The organism is Pseudomonas sp. THAF187a (assembly GCF_009363395.1).
GTDB lineage: Bacteria > Pseudomonadota > Gammaproteobacteria > Pseudomonadales > Pseudomonadaceae > Aquipseudomonas > Aquipseudomonas khazarica.
The window spans coordinates 389625-405091 of record NZ_CP045349.1 but is presented as its reverse complement, the minus strand read 5'-3'; the positions used below and the strand labels follow the sequence as shown (position 1 = coordinate 405091).

General features: G+C 67.0%; 12 protein-coding genes. 6 read left to right on the top strand and 6 right to left on the bottom strand.

The window, feature by feature from the left end; genetic code table 11:
* Nucleotides 1-72 precede the first annotated feature (72 nt).
* Nucleotides 73-1614: a phosphoenolpyruvate carboxykinase gene (locus tag FIV02_RS01930; RefSeq protein ID WP_047584957.1), complete on the bottom strand. Its 1542-nt coding sequence runs from the start codon at nucleotides 1612-1614 to the stop codon at nucleotides 73-75.
* A gap of 158 nt (nucleotides 1615-1772) precedes the next feature.
* Complete coding sequence (gene hslO / locus FIV02_RS01925; protein ID WP_037050218.1) at nucleotides 1773-2660, bottom strand: Hsp33 family molecular chaperone HslO; 888 nt, start codon at nucleotides 2658-2660, stop codon at nucleotides 1773-1775.
* 215 nt (nucleotides 2661-2875) lie between these two features.
* Between hslO and FIV02_RS01920 the strand changes: the two genes are divergently transcribed.
* Nucleotides 2876-3670, top strand: coding sequence for a phosphatase PAP2 family protein (locus FIV02_RS01920; RefSeq protein ID WP_152487631.1), 795 nt, complete (start codon nucleotides 2876-2878; stop codon nucleotides 3668-3670).
* Between the two features lie 12 nt (nucleotides 3671-3682).
* On the opposite strand, the gene FIV02_RS01915 is transcribed toward FIV02_RS01920, so the two are convergent.
* Nucleotides 3683-4111 carry an RNA-binding S4 domain-containing protein gene (locus FIV02_RS01915; protein ID WP_037050222.1) on the bottom strand — a complete coding sequence of 143 codons (429 nt, stop codon included), beginning with the start codon at nucleotides 4109-4111 and terminating at the stop codon, nucleotides 3683-3685.
* 180 nt (nucleotides 4112-4291) lie between these two features.
* Here FIV02_RS01915 and FIV02_RS01910 point away from each other — a divergent pair, with 180 nt between their 5' ends.
* Genes FIV02_RS01910 through FIV02_RS01900 form a run of 3 tightly spaced genes read left to right on the top strand, consistent with a single transcriptional unit; the run spans nucleotide 4292 to nucleotide 6491 of the window.
* A complete protein-coding gene (locus tag FIV02_RS01910; RefSeq protein WP_256663121.1) occupies nucleotides 4292-4696 on the top strand; it encodes an ATP-dependent zinc protease in 405 nt (134 codons plus the stop codon).
* Nucleotides 4693-5598 carry a 30S ribosomal protein S6--L-glutamate ligase gene (gene rimK / locus FIV02_RS01905; protein ID WP_037050224.1) on the top strand — a complete coding sequence of 302 codons (906 nt, stop codon included), beginning with the start codon at nucleotides 4693-4695 and terminating at the stop codon, nucleotides 5596-5598. The genes FIV02_RS01910 and rimK overlap by 4 nt, the downstream gene beginning before the upstream one ends.
* Nucleotides 5595-6491: an LD-carboxypeptidase gene (locus tag FIV02_RS01900; RefSeq protein ID WP_152487629.1), complete on the top strand. Its 897-nt coding sequence runs from the start codon at nucleotides 5595-5597 to the stop codon at nucleotides 6489-6491. The genes rimK and FIV02_RS01900 overlap by 4 nt, the downstream gene beginning before the upstream one ends.
* On the opposite strand, the gene FIV02_RS01895 is transcribed toward FIV02_RS01900, so the two are convergent.
* The 3 genes from FIV02_RS01895 to ompR form a co-directional block, all read right to left on the bottom strand.
* On the bottom strand, nucleotides 6481-10245 hold the full coding sequence (locus FIV02_RS01895; RefSeq protein WP_152487628.1) for an EAL domain-containing protein: 3765 nt from the start codon (nucleotides 10243-10245) through the stop codon (nucleotides 6481-6483). The genes FIV02_RS01900 and FIV02_RS01895 overlap by 11 nt on opposite strands.
* Before the next feature lie 95 nt (nucleotides 10246-10340).
* The gene (locus FIV02_RS01890) at nucleotides 10341-11654 is read right to left on the bottom strand and encodes an ATP-binding protein (RefSeq protein ID WP_037050228.1); all 1314 of its coding nucleotides are present in this window, start codon (nucleotides 11652-11654) and stop codon (nucleotides 10341-10343) included.
* An 85-nt stretch (nucleotides 11655-11739) separates the two neighbouring features.
* Nucleotides 11740-12474 carry a two-component system response regulator OmpR gene (gene ompR, locus FIV02_RS01885; protein WP_037050229.1) on the bottom strand — a complete coding sequence of 245 codons (735 nt, stop codon included), beginning with the start codon at nucleotides 12472-12474 and terminating at the stop codon, nucleotides 11740-11742.
* Between the two features lie 202 nt (nucleotides 12475-12676).
* On the opposite strand from ompR, the gene FIV02_RS01880 reads away from it, so the two are divergent.
* A complete protein-coding gene (locus FIV02_RS01880; protein WP_152487627.1) occupies nucleotides 12677-15004 on the top strand; it encodes a Tex family protein in 2328 nt (775 codons plus the stop codon).
* Entirely contained in the window at nucleotides 15001-15387 is a 387-nt protein-coding gene (locus tag FIV02_RS01875; RefSeq protein WP_051800559.1) for a PaaI family thioesterase, read from the top strand. Before FIV02_RS01880 ends, FIV02_RS01875 begins: the two co-directional genes overlap by 4 nt.
* Nucleotides 15388-15467: the final 80 nt, after the last annotated feature.

Genomic DNA, 15467 nt, shown 5'->3' with positions numbered 1-15467 from the left:
ACTGCCTTTGCTCTTGCCTGCAGCCCAAAAAAAGAAACCGCCCGAAGGCGGTTTCTTTTGCTTGCACAGCGCTTACAGCTGCGGGCCGGCGCTCTTGATGGCGTCGCTGACATCGAACTTGGTGAAGTTGTCGATGAACAGCTTGGCCAGGCCCTTGGCGGCTTCGTCGTAGGCGTTCTTGTCTGCCCAGGTGTTGCGCGGGTTGAGCAGGTTGGTCTCGACGCCAGGTACCGACTTCGGCACGTCCAGGTTGATGATCGGCAGGTGCTCGGTTTCGGCACCGATCAGCGCACCGCTCTGGATCGCGGAGATCACGCCACGGGTGGTGGGGATGTTGAAACGCTTGCCGACGCCGTAGCCACCGCCGGTCCAGCCGGTGTTGACCAGGTAGACCTTGGAGCCGAAAGCGTTGATGCGCTTGATCAGCAGCTCGGCGTAGACGCCGGCCGGACGCGGGAAGAAGGGTGCGCCGAAGCAGGTGGAGAAGGTCGACTTGATGCCGCCGCCCGAACCCATTTCGGTGGAACCGACCAGCGCGGTGTAGCCGGACAGGAAGTGGTAGGCCGCCTGCTCGTTGTTGAGGATCGACACCGGCGGCAGTACGCCGGTCAGGTCGCAGGTCAGGAAGATCACGGCATTCGGCTCGCCGCCCAGGTTCTTCTCGCTACGCTTCTCGACGTACTCCAGCGGGTAGGCCGCACGGCTGTTCTGGGTCAGGCTGTCATCGGCGTAATCCGGCGTGCGCTGCTCGTCGAGCACGACGTTTTCCAGCACGGTGCCGAACTGGATGGCTTTCCAGATCACCGGCTCGTTCTTCTCGGACAGGTCGATGCACTTGGCGTAGCAGCCGCCTTCGACGTTGAAGACCACACCCTCGCCCCAGCCGTGCTCGTCGTCACCGATCAGGTAACGCGATTCGTCGGCGGACAGGGTGGTCTTGCCGGTGCCGGACAGACCGAAGAACAGGGTCACGTCACCCTCTTCGCCGATGTTGGCGGCGCAGTGCATCGGCAGCACGTCTTTTTCCGGCAGCAGGAAGTTCTGCACGGAGAACATGGCCTTCTTCATTTCACCGGCGTAGCGCATGCCGGCGATCAGCACCTTCTTGGCGGCGAAGTTGATGATCACGCAACCGTCGGAGTTGGTGCCATCACGCTCGGGCGAGCACTCGAAGTTGGCGACGTTGAGGATCTGCCACTGGTCCCGACCGGCCGGGTTGTAGGCCTCGGGATTGATGAACAGCTGACGGCCGAACAGGTTCTGCCAGGCAGTCGCGGTGGTCATCTTCACCGGCAGGTAGTGAGCTTCGGCAGAGCCGACGTGCACGTGGGAGACGAAATGCTCCTGTGCATTGTTGAACGCCTCGACGCGATCCCACAGGGCATCGAACTTGTCGGCCGGGAACGGACGGTTGATGTTGCCCCAGGCGATCTGCGCCTCGGTGCTCGGCTCCTGCACGATGAAACGGTCAGCCGGCGAGCGGCCGGTGCGATGGCCGGTGCGTACCACCAGGGCGCCATTGGCGGCCAGTTCCCCTTCACCACGGCGAATGGCTTCTTCGACCAGTTGCGCGGCGCTGATGTCGGTGTACACGGCGTTGTTGGCTTGCGTCATGAGGGTCCCCGTCGGCCGCTGGGCCGAGTCTTCCGAACGTTGTGTAGTCCAGGGGCAACTGGACTACACGGTAAAAAAGTCGCGGGAGTATGCCAGAAAAGCGAACTTCTTGGCATCCTCCGATCCGATAGAGAACTTCTATAAGGTGGAAAAGTTCATCAATGACGGGTCTGCGACGGCGCCTCGCTACCGGCCCCTGCGAACAGCTGGGCGATGTCCGCGGCGTCGAACAGGTAGCGCTCGTTGCAGAACTGACAGTCGATCTCGACCTGGCCGCCCTGCTCGGCCAGCAGCAGCTCGGCATCGGCCTGACCCAGGCTGATCAGGGCGCTGGCCGAGCGCTCACGCGAGCAGCTGCAACGGAACTGCAGCAGTTGCTCATCGAACAGGCGCACGTTCTCTTCATGGTAGAGGCGATGCAGCAGCGTCGGGTTGTCCAGGCCCAGCAGCTCTTCGGCGGTCAGGGTATCGGCCAGGGTCAGCACATGGTTCCAGCTTTCCTCGCGCTCCTGCGGCTCGGTCTGGTGATGCGCGGGCAACTGCTGCAGCAGCAGGCCACGGGCACGCTGGCCGTCGGCCTTGAGCCAGAAGCGCGTCGGCAGCTGTTCGGAGCTGGCGAAGTAGTTGCTCAGGCACTCGGCCAGGTCGACGCCGTCGAGGTCGACGATACCCTGGTAACGCTGGCCCTTGGCCGGGTCGATGGTGATCGCCAGCATGCCGTTGGGCATCAGGCTGTGCAGGTCGGCATCCGCGCCGATCTGCTCGGCGTCGTAGCGGGCGATGCCACGCAGCTCGCGCGCGCTGGAGCACTCCACCATGAGCAGCGACAGCGGCCCTTCCGAGCGCGCCTGCAGCACCAGCAGGCCATCGAACTTGAGCGTGCCGACCAGCAGCGCGGCGGCAGCCATCATCTCGCCCAGCAGTTGCGCCACGGGCTGCGGGTAGGCGTGCTTGGCCAGCACGTGAGCGTAGCTCTCGCGCAGCGCGACCATCTCACCACGCACGTCGGTGTCGTCGAACAGGAAACGTTGGCTGAAGTCGTTCATAGCGGCGGGCTCAGGGTCTGCAAAAAAGGCTGGCGATTTTATGCACAAATGCCCGCACAACCAAGGGCCAGGCGCCGAGCGTCACCTGCGCGGAAGCCGGGGCCTGCTCTGAACCTGACCTGAACCGAGTACGGAGTCACATTGCATCCTGGCCATAAGGGTCTACCATGCGCGCGCTCGGGTAGAGCTGTCATATTTCTGCAAAGGGACTTCTCATGTCGACCGTCTTTCTCAATACGCAGTGGCGCGTGAAGCCCCTGCTGGCCTGCCATGTCGTCAGCCTGCTGCTGCTCGCCAGCTGGTTGTGGCAGCCCACGCGCCAGCTGTGGGACGCCTTCGATCTGCAGCTGTTCCACCTGCTCAACGACCCGGTGCATGCCGCCGGCCTGTGGGCGCACATCTGGGCCATCGGCAGCATGCGCCCGGTCGACGCCGGTGTCGGCGTGGTGATGCTGGCGGTGATGCTCAAGGCCGGCCTGGTGTTCGAAGGCCCGCAGGTGCGCCGCGCGCTCTACGCCTTCCTGGCAATGCTGATCGTGATGCTGCTGGTCCGCGTGCTGTTTTCCGACCTCGTCGACTACATGGGCTGGCAACGCCAGAGCGCCTCGCTGGCCGTCGAAGGCAGTGCGCGCCTGACCGAGATGTTCCCGGCCTGGGAAGAACGCTGGGACCTGAAGGACAGCGCCAGCCGCAGCTTCCCTGGCGATCACGCCTCGGTCCTGATGATCTGGGCCTTCTTCCTCAGTTTCTTCGCCCGTGGCTGGCGCCTGGCGCTGGTCTGGGCCATTGCCGTGATCGGCATGCTGCCGCGCCTGGTGGCCGGTGCGCACTGGGGCTCGGATGCCTTCGTCGGCGGCGTGCTGCTGAGCCTGACCGGCCTGGCCTGGGGCTGCTTCACCCCGCTGGGCTACCGCGCCAGCGAGTGGCTGGAGAGGATCACCCTGCCGCTCACCTCGCGTCTGGCCAGGCTGCCGCTGCTCGGGCGCATCAGCGTGGTCAGCGGACACTGACCGCGCCGCGCGCTATTCCTCGTCCGCCCAGGGGTGGCGCAAGCCGCCACCCTGCTGCTCGTTGAACTGCTGAATCTGCCGCCGCTGCTTCTTGCTCGGCCGGCCGTCGGTCTGCACGCCGATGGCCCCGGCCTTGCGCATCGCCGCGGCCTGCTCGCGGCGTGCGATGCTCTCGTCCGTCTCGCGATACAGCAACTGCGCCTCGGGCGCCCCCCGGCGCACCGTGGACAGCGCCAGCACCTGCACAGTGCGCTCGTCGAAGCCGGTGCGCAGCACGTACTCGTCACCGATCTTCGGCTCCTTGCCCGGCTTGCAGCGTTCCCCCCGGTGATGCACCTTGCCACCTTCTATGGCGGCCTTGGCCAGTGCTCGGGTCTTGTAGAAGCGTGCCGCCCACAGCCACTTGTCCAGGCGGACCTTGTCGTCGTCTTTCTCGCTCATCTCACTCTCTGAAGGGATTTCGCATTCGCCAAGCGCGGCAGATGCAGTTGTCACACCACACAACTAGAATGCGCGGAATCATAGGCGCTGTCGCCTCAGGGGAATACCACTGCCTTGAAGACTTTCGACCAGCTCAGCGTGATCGGCCTGCGCGAGTGGATCAACCTGCCGGAGCTCGGCATCATCGGTTTGCGCGCCAAGATCGACACCGGCGCCAGCACGTCGAGCCTGCACGCCAGCGATATCCAGCCCTTTCAGCGCAACGGCGAGGACTGGGTGCGCTTCACCGCCTACCTCGGCACCCAGGTGCAGCGCCGCCACCGCTGCGAGGCGCAGCTGGTCTCGGTGAAGCGCATCAAGAGTTCCAATGGCCAGGCGCAGAGCCGCTACGTCATCCGTACCCACCTGGCCCTGGGCGATCGCCTGTGGCCGGTGGAGTTCACCCTGGCCTGCCGCAAGACCATGCGTTATCGCGTACTGCTCGGTTCCAAGGCGCTGATCACCGGCCAACTGGTGGTCAATCCGGCACTCAGCTATGTGCAGGAAAAACCCTCTCTCTCCTCGTCCCTTCCAGGTGCCCAATGAAGATCGCCGTGCTGTCGCGCAACCCGCGTCTGTATTCAACCCGCCGTCTGGTGGAGGCCGGTCAGCAACGGGGCCATGACATGCAGGTGATCGACACCCTGCGCGCCTACATGAACATCGCCAGCCACAAGCCGCAGATCCACTACCGAGGCCAGGCGCTGGAGGGCTTCGACGCGGTCATTCCACGCATCGGCGCCTCGGTGACCTTCTATGGCTGCGCGGTCCTGCGCCAGTTCGAGATGATGGGCGTCTACCCGCTCAATGAGTCGGTGGCCATCAGCCGCTCGCGGGACAAGCTGCGCGCACTGCAGCTGCTGTCGCGCAAGGGCATCGGCCTGCCGGTGACCGGTTTCGCCCACTCGCCGGACGACATTCCCGACCTGATCCAGATGGTCGGCGGCGCACCGCTGGTGATCAAGGTGCTGGAAGGCACCCAGGGCATGGGCGTGGTGCTGGCCGAGACGCACAAGGCCGCCGAATCGGTGATCGAGGCCTTCCTCGGCCTCAAGCAGGACATCATGGTCCAGGAGTACATCCAGGAAGCCGGCGGCGCCGACATCCGCTGCTTCGTGGTTGGCGACAAGGTGATCGCGGCGATGAAGCGCCAGGCCAAGGCCGGCGAGTTCCGCTCCAACCTGCACCGTGGCGGCAGCGCCAGCCTGATCAAGATCACCCCGGAAGAACGCATGACCGCCGTGCGCGCCGCCCGCGTCATGGGCCTGAACGTGGCCGGGGTGGACATCCTGCGCTCCAACCACGGCCCGCTGGTGATGGAGGTGAATTCCTCGCCAGGCCTGGAAGGCATCGAGACCACCACCGGCAAGGACGTGGCCGGCATGATCATCCAGTACCTGGAGAAGAACGCCGAGCCCGGCCAGACCCGCACCAAGGGCCGCGGATGAGCCCTGCGTTCGACGGCCGCGTGGCGCTGATCGCCCCGGCAGCGGCGCTTGCCGAAGATGTGCTCGAAGCGACCCTGGCGCAGCTCGACGTCCTCGGTATCCGCTACCACCTGGGCCGGCACGTGCGCGCTCGGCACCGCTACCTGGCCGGCACGCCGGAGCAGCGCCTGGAAGACCTGCACCAGGCCTTCGCCCAGCCCGACATCGATGCCGTCTGGTGCCTGCGTGGCGGCTATGGCTGCGCGCAGCTGGTGGCCGACATCGACTGGGCCCTGCTGCGCCAGGCCAGCCCACGCCCGCTGATCGGCTTCTCCGACCTGTCGATCCTGCTCGACGTCTTCCGCCAGTACGGCCTGCCAGCCATTCACGGCCCGGTAGCCAGCGCCCTCGGGCACCAGGCGCTGGCGGCGCCAGTTGGCCAGCGCGAGCGCCTGGCCTCGATGCAGGCGCTGTGGCGCCTGCTCGACGGGCAACCGCAGGAACTGCCCGTGCGCCATATCAGCGGCCCTGTGCAGCACCTCGAGGGCCGCCTGCAGGGCGGCAATCTCACGGCACTGGCCAGTGCCTGCGGCAGCGCAGCGCAGCTGCACCTGGCGGACGACGCCATCCTGATCCTGGAGGACGTCGGCGAACCCTACTACCGCCTGGAGCGCAGCCTCTGGCAGTTGCTGCAGAGTTTCGCCGGGCGACGCCCGCGTGCGGTGTGCCTCGGCGGCTTCACCGACTGCCCGCGACGCGGCGTGCACCACAGCCTGGAGCAGATCTTCAGCGAATACCTGACGCCGCTGGGCATCGCGCTCTACAGCGAGCTGCCCAGCGGGCACGGCGACAGCAACTTCCCCTGGCCCTGCGGCCAGCAGGCGCGCCTGGGGGGCAACCGCCTCAGCTGGTGACGCGGCTGTCCATCCAGGCAAGAAACTCGGCCTCGGCCATGGGCCGGCCGAACAGATAGCCCTGGCCCAGCGTGCAGGCCTGCTCGCGTAGCAGCTGCAGCTGGCTGTCGCGCTCGATACCCTCGGCCACGCACTCCAGGCCCAGGTTGCGCGCGATCATCAGGATGGTCTGCACCAGCATGCGCCCGCTGCTGTCGCCATCGAGGTCGGCGACGAAACTGCGGTCGATCTTCAGGCGATCCAGCGGCAGGCGCTTGAGGTAGGTGAGCGACGAATAGCCGGTGCCGAAGTCATCGATGGCGAAGCGCACGCCCTGCTCCTTGAGCCGCTGCATGTTGCCGATGCAGCGCTCGACGTCCTCGAGCAGCACGCCTTCGGTGATCTCCAGTTCCAGTGCCTGCGCCGGCACGCCATGTCGCTGCAGGCAGGCCTCGACGCGTTCCACGCACTCGCTCTGGCGCAGCTCGCGCGGGCTGAGGTTGACCGCCAGCACCAGCTGCGGCCACTGCGTCTGCCAGCGTGCCAGCGCCGCGCAGGCCTGCTCCAGCACCCACTGACCGATCTCCTGGATCAGGCCGGTTTCCTCGGCCAGGGGGATGAACTGGTCCGGGCCGATCTCGCCGCGCTCGGGGTGCATCCAGCGCAGCAGCACCTCGGCACCGGCAACGGAGTCGTCGGCCAGCATCAGCTGCGGCTGGAACACCAGCTGCAACTGCTGGCGGGCGAGTGCCTGGCGCAGCTCGCTCTGCAGCTGCAGGCGCTGGTCGATGGCCGCCTGCATCTCCGGGGCGAAGAAATGCAGGGCGTTGCGCCCGGCGTGCTTGGCCCGGTACATCGCCGTGTCGGCCTGCTTGAGAATGTCCGAGGCCTGCTGCAACCCCAGCGGGTGCAGGGCGATCCCGATGCTGGCGCTGATGGCCAGCTCATGCCCGTCGATCAGGCAGCTGCCCTGCAGGCCCCGTAGCAGCTTCTCGCCAACTGCCGCCGCATGCTCGGCCACGGCCTTGGGCTCCTGGCCGAGGGCCTCGAGCAGCACCACGAACTCGTCACCGCCGAGACGGGCAAGGGTGTCCTCGGTGCGCAACTCGCCCGCCAAGCGGGTGGTGACCTCGCAGAGCAAGGCATCGCCGACCAGATGGCCGAGGCTGTCATTGACCGTCTTGAAGTGATCGAGATCGATGAACAGCAACGCGCCCAGGCTGCCCTCGCGGTGCTCGCGGTCCATGGCGTGCTGCAGACGGTCGAGCAGCAGCCGGCGGTTGGGCAGGCCCGTCAGCTCGTCGCTGTAGGCCAGGCGCTCGATCTCGCGCTGGTAGCGCTGGCGCTCGGAGATGTCGGTGACGCTGGCGCGGATCAGCAGCTGCTCGCCCGGCATGCGCACCAGACGCACCTCGCAGGGCAGCTGGCGACCGGCGCTGTCGCGGTGGTTCCACTCGAACACCGGCGCCTCACCCTCGATGGCGCGCTTCAGGTACTCCTGGCCGGCCCGCGAGGACAGCCGCCCGTCGCCCTGGCGCAGCGGACTGATGCTCTGGATCGAGCGCCCGAGCAGCTCCTCGCGGCGGTAGCGGAACAGCTGCAAGGCGTTCTCGTTGAACTCGACGATACCGCCATCGGGGCTGAACAGCAGGATCGCCTCGGGGGCGTGCTCGACCAGGGTACGGTAGCGCGCCTCGGCCTCGCGCCGTGCGCTGATGTCCTCGACCAGCAGCAGGAACAGGGTCGGACGACCGCCAGTGCCACGCACGACGCTCAGGCTGACGCGGGTGTAGACCACCTGGCCATCGCCGCGCAGGAAGCGCTTGTCCATCTCGAAACCGTCGCTGGAGCCCTGCAGCACGGGCTCCAGCCGCGACTGCTCCGTCGGCAGGTCGCCCGGGTGCGACAGCTGCTGCCAGGAACTGGCGAGGAGTTCGTCGCGCTCCAGCCCGAGGATGTTGCACAGCTTCTGGTTGACCTCTTCCCAGCCGAACGACTGGGTCGTCAGCGCCATGCCGATCAGCGGCGCCTCGAAGAACAGGCGCAGGCGCTCGTCGCGCTCACGCAGTTGCGACTCCGCGCGCTTGCGTTCGCTGATGTCCTGCACCACGCCGTAGATGCGTACCAGGGTGCCGTCGGCATCACGCTCGGGAATCCCGCGCAGGCGCACCAGCCGGCCGCCCAGGCGCGCGACCAGGCGCGCCTCGACGTCCAGCTCCTCGACCCCGCCCAGTGCAGCCTGCAGGGTCTGCATGATCAGCGTCTGGCTCGGCGTGTCGTAGTAGTCGAGCGCCTGCTGCAGGTCGGGCGGGCCCTGCTGGATGTCGCGCTCGACGATGCGGTAGCAGCCCTCGCTCCAGAACATGCCGTAGTCGCTGAGCTCCAGTACCCAGCCGCCCAGGTTGGCGATGTCCTCGGTCTGAGTGAACAGATGACTCTGGCGCAGCATGGCCAGCCGTTGCCGCTCGACCTGCGACGCCAGTTCCTCGCGCTCGCTGACGTCGTGCTGCAGGCCAACGAAATGACTGATGCCCTGCTCATCGCGCATCGGTGCCAGCACCACCTCGTTCCAGAAGCGACTGCCATCCTTGCGCACGTTGCGTACCACGGCCTGTGCGGCGCGCCCTTCGCGCAGCGCCGTGCGCAGCTTCTGCAGGCCGTGCTGATTGTGTTCATCGCCGGCCAGGAACAGGCACTCGCGCCCCTCGGCCTCGGCGGCGGAGTAACCGGTAATCTGGGTGAAGGCCGGGTTGCAGTAGACCAGCGGCATGTCGGCCTGCCGCGCATCCGCGATGGTCACCCCGAGCGGGCTGGCTTCCATCGCCAGGTTGGCGCGCGCCAGTTGCTGCTGTATCTGCGCGCTGAGTGCCAGGGTCTGGCGCAGGTCGCTCAGCGCCCGGCCCACCAGCAGGACCGCGCCCATCAGCAGGAGGACAGCCAGCTGCAACTGGTTGCGCTGCAGGTCCAGCCCCTCCTGACCGAGGCTGGTGCGCAGCAGGGGCAGCACCAGGGTCGCGCAATAGCCGAGGATGACGCCGTACAGGGCGCCGACGAACGCATGGCGCAGCGCCAACACCAGCATGCTGATGCCCAGTACCGGCAGGGCGAGCAGCAATGGCAGGCTGCCCAGCAATACCAGCAGCACGAACACGCCCGCAGCGAGCAACCAGGCGGACGGCGAGGCACTGAGCAGCGAGGTCGTCCCGGGCGTCTCGGCCCATTTGCGCAGCCAGCCACGCGCCCGCAGCAGCGGCGTGGCGAAGGCCAGCAGCGGCGCACACAGGGCGAGCAGGTTGATCGCATCGGTCAGCCAGATCGACAGGCTGGCCAGCGCCCAGCGCTCGCCGATCTGCAGGCCGGTCAGCCACAGGCCGGTCTGCAGCCCGAGGGCCAGCAGGGTGGCGGGCACCAGTACACCAAGGGCGAAGAAACGCAGCAGATCCGACAGGCGCCCCAACGCGGGGTCGAAGACCTGCCGCTGCAGCAACCACCAGCCCAGGGCGACCGCCGCCGTTTCCGGCAAGGCATAGAGCGGCGCCCACTGCCAGGGCAGGCCCCACAACGGCACGCTGAACAGCGCATTGAGGTAGAGCGCCGGCAACACCCGCGGCCCCCACCAGAGGCACAGCGTCAGGCCGAGCACCAGCGGCAGGTAGCACAGCGCCACGCCATCGTTCAGGCGGGTTGCCAGAGATATCCAGGTACCCAGGTGAAAGATCGGCAGCGGCAGCCACCAGGTCCAGCTGGGCAGGCGGTCAGGGAAGGCGGCGGACATGCAGGCCTCGAATCGATTCGCAGGCACAGCATAGCCCAGCGCCAGAGCGCTTGGCAGCGTATTGCCAGCACACCGCCGCCGGGCAGGCCGCTCAGCTACACCGCATCACGCGGCAGCAGCAGGCCGAGCGGCAGCCGCACGCGCGCCTCGAGGCCACCGCCGCTGCGGTTGCGCAGCTCGACACTGCCACCATGCAGGGCCGCGATGCGCTTGACGATGGCCAGGCCGAGACCGGTGCCCCGCCCGCCACGCGCCCGGTCACCGCGAATGAAGGGGTTGAAGATGCTGTCCAGTTCGGTCGGGTCGATGCCGTTGCCACGGTCGAGGACGCTCAGCACCACATAGGGCGCGCTGTGGTCACCGGCCAGGCTGGCAACCACCTCCACGGCATCGCCGCCGCCATGATTGAGCGCGTTCTCCACCAGGTTGGTGAGCAGCCGCTTGGTCGAGACGCGGCGCAGCGGGAAGGGAGGAATCGGCTCCAGGCACAGGCGAACACGCTCGCCGCCCTGGTTGTAGGGCGCCAGGGTTTCACGCACCAGCTCGGGGAAGTCCGCCTCCTCCACCGGCTCGTCGCGTCCGTCGCGGATGAAGGCGAGGAACTGATCGAGAATCGCGTCCATGTCCTCGATGTCGCGCACCATGTCCTCGGTTTCCGCATCGTTCTGCATGAACTCCAGGGCCAGGCGCAGGCGGGTCAGTGGCGTGCGCAAGTCATGCGAGACGCCCGCCAGCATCAGCTCGCGTTCACGTCCGGCCTGCTCGACGTCCTCGGCCATCTGGTTGAAGGCGCGATAGACCTCGGTCATCTCGCTGGGCGTGTCGCTGATCGGCAGGCGCACGCTGCGCCCCTGGCCCAGCTGGCGAGCCGCGTAGACCAGACGCTTGAGCGGTGCGCTGAGCTGGCGCACGAAGATCCAGGCGGCGGCGGTGGACAGCAGGCCGATGCCGAGGAACCAGCCCAGCACGCTCCAGATCCGCTGGCCACGCAGCGGGTGCGGGTACATCGGCACGCGCACCCAGCCGTCGCCGAGGCTGGGGGCATGCACCCACAGCGCAGGCGGTGTGGTGGCACGCACCCGGGTGTCGGTGTCGGGACCGAGCTCGGTCTGCATCTGCCGCTGGAAGATCTCGCTGTAGGGCCAGTGCTGTTCGCTGGCCGGCACCTTGTCACGCGGAATGCGCTTGAGCCCTGCCGCCTGGGCGATGTGGTCGCGGTCATCGGGGTTGGCCGCCCAGTAGGCGCGCAGGGTCAGCGCCGCACCATGGCTGTACTGGCGGTCGACCAGCACGTCCTCGTTCATCATCAGATAAACCAGCGTCAGTGCCTTGGAGAACAGCACGACCACCAGCACCAGCCAGAGGGTGCGGGCGAAAAAGCTTTGCGGGAACCAGACGGGAGTCTTCACGAGCGGCGAGCCTCAAGCCTCGAGCCGCAAGAAGAAGACACCCAACCTCCGATCACCTGCAGCGTGTGACTGGCAGCGTGCAACTTCACTTATTGCCATCCGGCACGAACACGTAGCCCACACCCCAGACAGTCTGGATATAACGCGGCTTGGACGGGTCCGGCTCGATCAGGCGGCGCAGGCGGCTGATCTGCACATCGATGGAGCGCTCCAGCGCATCCCACTCGCGACCACGCGCCAGGTTCATCAGCTTGTCCCGCGTCAGCGGCTCGCGCGCATGCTGCACCAGGGCCTTGAGCACGGCGAACTCACCGGTGGTGAGCATGTGCACCTCGTCGCCTTTCTTCAGTTCGCGCGTGGCCAGGGACAATTCGTAGTCGCCGAAGCTGACGCTCTCGTCCTCGGAGCCCGGCGCGCCCGGCACCACGGGCGCCTGGCGGCGCAGCACGGCCTTGATCCGCGCCAGCAGCTCACGCGGGTTGAAGGGTTTGGCCAGGTAATCGTCGGCGCCCAGTTCCAGGCCCTGGATACGGCTCGACTCATCGCCCTTGGCGGTGAGCATGATGATCGGGATCTGGTTGTTCGACTCACGCAGACGACGGCAGGCGGACAGGCCGTCCTCGCCCGGCAGCATCAGGTCGAGCACCACCAGATTGAACAGTTCGCGCGCCAGCAGACGATCCATCTGCTCGACGTTCTCCACCGCACGTACCCGGTAGCCCTGCTCGTCGAAGAAGCGCTCGAGCAGGCGGCGCAGACGGGCGTCATCATCGACGATGAGGATCTTCTCGCCTTCGGCGGCGGGGGCGGACTGGGTCATGGCGTCTCCTTGGACAGCCGTACGATGGACGGCGAGTGGCGGCATTATCGCTCAGGCGCATGGATGGGCACCTTAGCCATTGTTAGCAGATTTTTCCCCGAACGGTTCTCAGCGTCGGTGGATGCGGTGTTTATAATGCGCCGCTTTCGTATCTGGCCGCCCTGGCGCGGCCGCCTTGTCGTACCAGCGTGGGTAGCACTATATGGACAGCATCAACAACCGCATCGCCGAAGAACTGGGCGTGCGCCCGCAACAGGTTGCCGCCGCCGTGGCCCTGCTCGACGAAGGCTCCACCGTGCCCTTCATCGCCCGCTACCGTAAGGAAGTGACCGGCAGCCTCGACGACACCCAGCTGCGCCACCTGGAAGAGCGCATGCGCTACCTGCGCGAGCTGGACGAGCGGCGCGGGGCGATCCTCGCCAGCATCGAGGAACAGGGCAAGCTGACCGCGGAACTCAAGCGCGAGATCGACCTGGCCGACACCAAGACGCGCCTCGAAGACCTCTACCTGCCGTACAAGCAGAAGCGCCGCACCAAGGGCCAGATCGCTCTGGAAGCCGGCCTCGGCGAGCTGGCCGACGCACTGTTCAACGACCCGAACCTGACCCCCGAGCAGGAAGCCGAGCGCTTCATCGACGCCGAGAAGGGCTTTGCTGACGTCAAGGCCGTGCTCGAAGGCGCCAAGTACATCCTCATGGAGCGCTTCGCCGAAGACGCCGCGCTGCTCGACAAGCTGCGCAGCTTCCTCAAGGACAACGCCACCCTCAGCGCCCGCCTGGTGCCCGGCAAGGAAAACGAAGGGGCCAAGTTCAGCGACTACTTCGAACACGACGAAGCGCTCAAGGGCGTACCGTCGCACCGCGCGCTGGCGATCTTCCGCGGGCGCAACGAAGGCATCCTCAGTGCCAGCCTGAAGGTCGGCGAAGAACTGCCCGGCACCCTGCACCCGTGCGAGCTGATGATCGGCGAGCGCTTCGGCCTCGCGAACAAGGGTCGCGCCGCCGACAAGTGGCTGGCTGAGGTGGTGCGCTGGACCTGGAAGGTCAAGCTGTACAACCACCTGGAAACCGACCTGCTCGGCGAGCTGCGCGAGAAGGCCGAGGACGAGGCGATTTCCGTGTTCGCCCGCAACCTGCACGACCTGCTGCTGGCCGCGCCGGCCGGCCCGCGTGCCACCCTGGCACTGGACCCCGGCCTGCGCACCGGCTGCAAGGTGGCCGTGGTCGATGCCACCGGCAAGGTGCTGGACACCGCCACCGTCTACCCGCACGCGCCGCGCAACGACTGGGACGGCACCCTGGCGACCCTGGCCAAGCTGTGCGCCAAGCATGGCGTCGACCTGATCTCCATCGGCAACGGCACCGCCAGCCGCGAGACCGACAAGCTGGCCGCCGAGCTGATCAAGAAGGTACCGGGCCTGAAGCTGACCAAGGTGATGGTCTCCGAGGCCGGCGCCTCGGTGTACTCGGCCTCCGAGCTGGCCGCCCGCGAATTCCCCGATCTCGACGTGTCGCTGCGCGGCGCAGTCAGCATCGCCCGTCGCCTGCAGGACCCGCTGGCCGAGCTGGTGAAGATCGACCCGAAATCCATCGGCGTCGGCCAGTACCAGCACGACGTGTCGCAGCTCAAGCTGGCACGCTCGCTGGATGCCGTGGTCGAGGACTGCGTGAACGCCGTCGGCGTGGACGTGAACACCGCGTCCGCCGCACTGCTGGCGCGCATCTCCGGCCTCAACGCGACCCTGGCGCAGAACATCGTGCAATACCGTGACGCCAATGGCGCGTTCGCCTCGCGCGCCGCGCTGAAGAAGGTACCGCGCCTGGGCGACAAGACCTTCGAGCAGGCCGCCGGCTTCCTCCGCGTGATGAACGGCGACAACCCGCTGGACGCCTCGGCGGTGCACCCGGAAACCTACCTCCTGGTGGAACGTATCGCCCAGGACACCGGCCGCGACATCCGCTCGCTGATCGGCGACTCGGGCTTTCTCAAGCGCCTCGACCCGGCCAAGTTCACCGACGAGCGCTTCGGCCTGCTCACCGTCGGCGACATCCTCAAGGAGCTGGACAAGCCGGGGCGCGACCCGCGTCCGGAGTTCAAGACCGCCGAGTTCCAGGAAGGCGTCGAGACCCTGGCCGACCTCAAGCCCGGCATGGTGCTCGAAGGCGTAGTGACCAACGTGACCAACTTCGGCGCCTTCGTCGACATCGGTGTGCATCAGGACGGCCTGGTGCATATCAGCGCGCTGTCGGAGAAGTTCATCAAGGACCCGCACGAAGCGGTCAAGACCGGCGACGTGGTCAAGGTCAAGGTGATGGAAGTGGACATCCCGCGTAACCGCATCGGCCTGTCCATGCGCATGGGCGACACGCCCGGCGAGAAGGTCGAGGGCGCACGCGGCGGCCAGCGTGGCAACGGCAACCGTGGCGGCAACACGCCGCGCAGCGAGCGTCACTCCAGCCAGGACAAGCCGGCCCCGGCCACCGGCGGCATGGCGGCGCTGTTCGCCAACGCCAAGCAGCTCAAGCGATGAGCGGCAAGCAGGAAGTGGGCGCGAGCAGCGCCTTCTCCCGCCTGCTCGGGCTGGAGATCCTGCAGGTCGGCGGCGGCGAGGCGCGCATCCGCCTGGCCCTGACCGATGACCTGCGCAACCTGCACGGCAAGCTGCATGGCGGCGCGCTGTTCTCGCTGATCGACACCGCCATGGGCCAGGCCAGCCACAGCCTGGGCGACGGCGGACCGAGCAGCGTCACGCTGGAATGCAAGATCAACTACATCCGCCCGGTTTCCGACGGCAGTGTGCTGTGCCATGCCAAGGTCCTGCATGCCGGCCGCCGCACCCAGGTGGTCGAAGCCGAGGTCTGGCAGGACGACAAGCTGGTCGCCAAGGCACAAGGCACCTTCGCCTGCGTGTAATCCGCGCTGAGTGAACTCGTCTACTGTGGGTGAAACTGTGCCCCTTGCAGAGTGCGGGGGCGATCCCCATATTGTGGCGA

Coding starts and splice junctions, on each gene's coding strand:
- FIV02_RS01930 (WP_047584957.1), bottom strand. CDS start 1,614: ATGACGCAAGCCAACAACGCCGTGTACACCGACATCAGCGCCGCGCAA.
- hslO (WP_037050218.1), bottom strand. CDS start 2,660: ATGAACGACTTCAGCCAACGTTTCCTGTTCGACGACACCGACGTGCGT.
- FIV02_RS01920 (WP_152487631.1), top strand. CDS start 2,876: ATGTCGACCGTCTTTCTCAATACGCAGTGGCGCGTGAAGCCCCTGCTG.
- FIV02_RS01915 (WP_037050222.1), bottom strand. CDS start 4,111: ATGAGCGAGAAAGACGACGACAAGGTCCGCCTGGACAAGTGGCTGTGG.
- rimK (WP_037050224.1), top strand. CDS start 4,693: ATGAAGATCGCCGTGCTGTCGCGCAACCCGCGTCTGTATTCAACCCGC.
- FIV02_RS01900 (WP_152487629.1), top strand. CDS start 5,595: ATGAGCCCTGCGTTCGACGGCCGCGTGGCGCTGATCGCCCCGGCAGCG.
- FIV02_RS01895 (WP_152487628.1), bottom strand. CDS start 10,245: ATGTCCGCCGCCTTCCCTGACCGCCTGCCCAGCTGGACCTGGTGGCTG.
- ompR (WP_037050229.1), bottom strand. CDS start 12,474: ATGACCCAGTCCGCCCCCGCCGCCGAAGGCGAGAAGATCCTCATCGTC.
- FIV02_RS01880 (WP_152487627.1), top strand. CDS start 12,677: ATGGACAGCATCAACAACCGCATCGCCGAAGAACTGGGCGTGCGCCCG.
- FIV02_RS01875 (WP_051800559.1), top strand. CDS start 15,001: ATGAGCGGCAAGCAGGAAGTGGGCGCGAGCAGCGCCTTCTCCCGCCTG.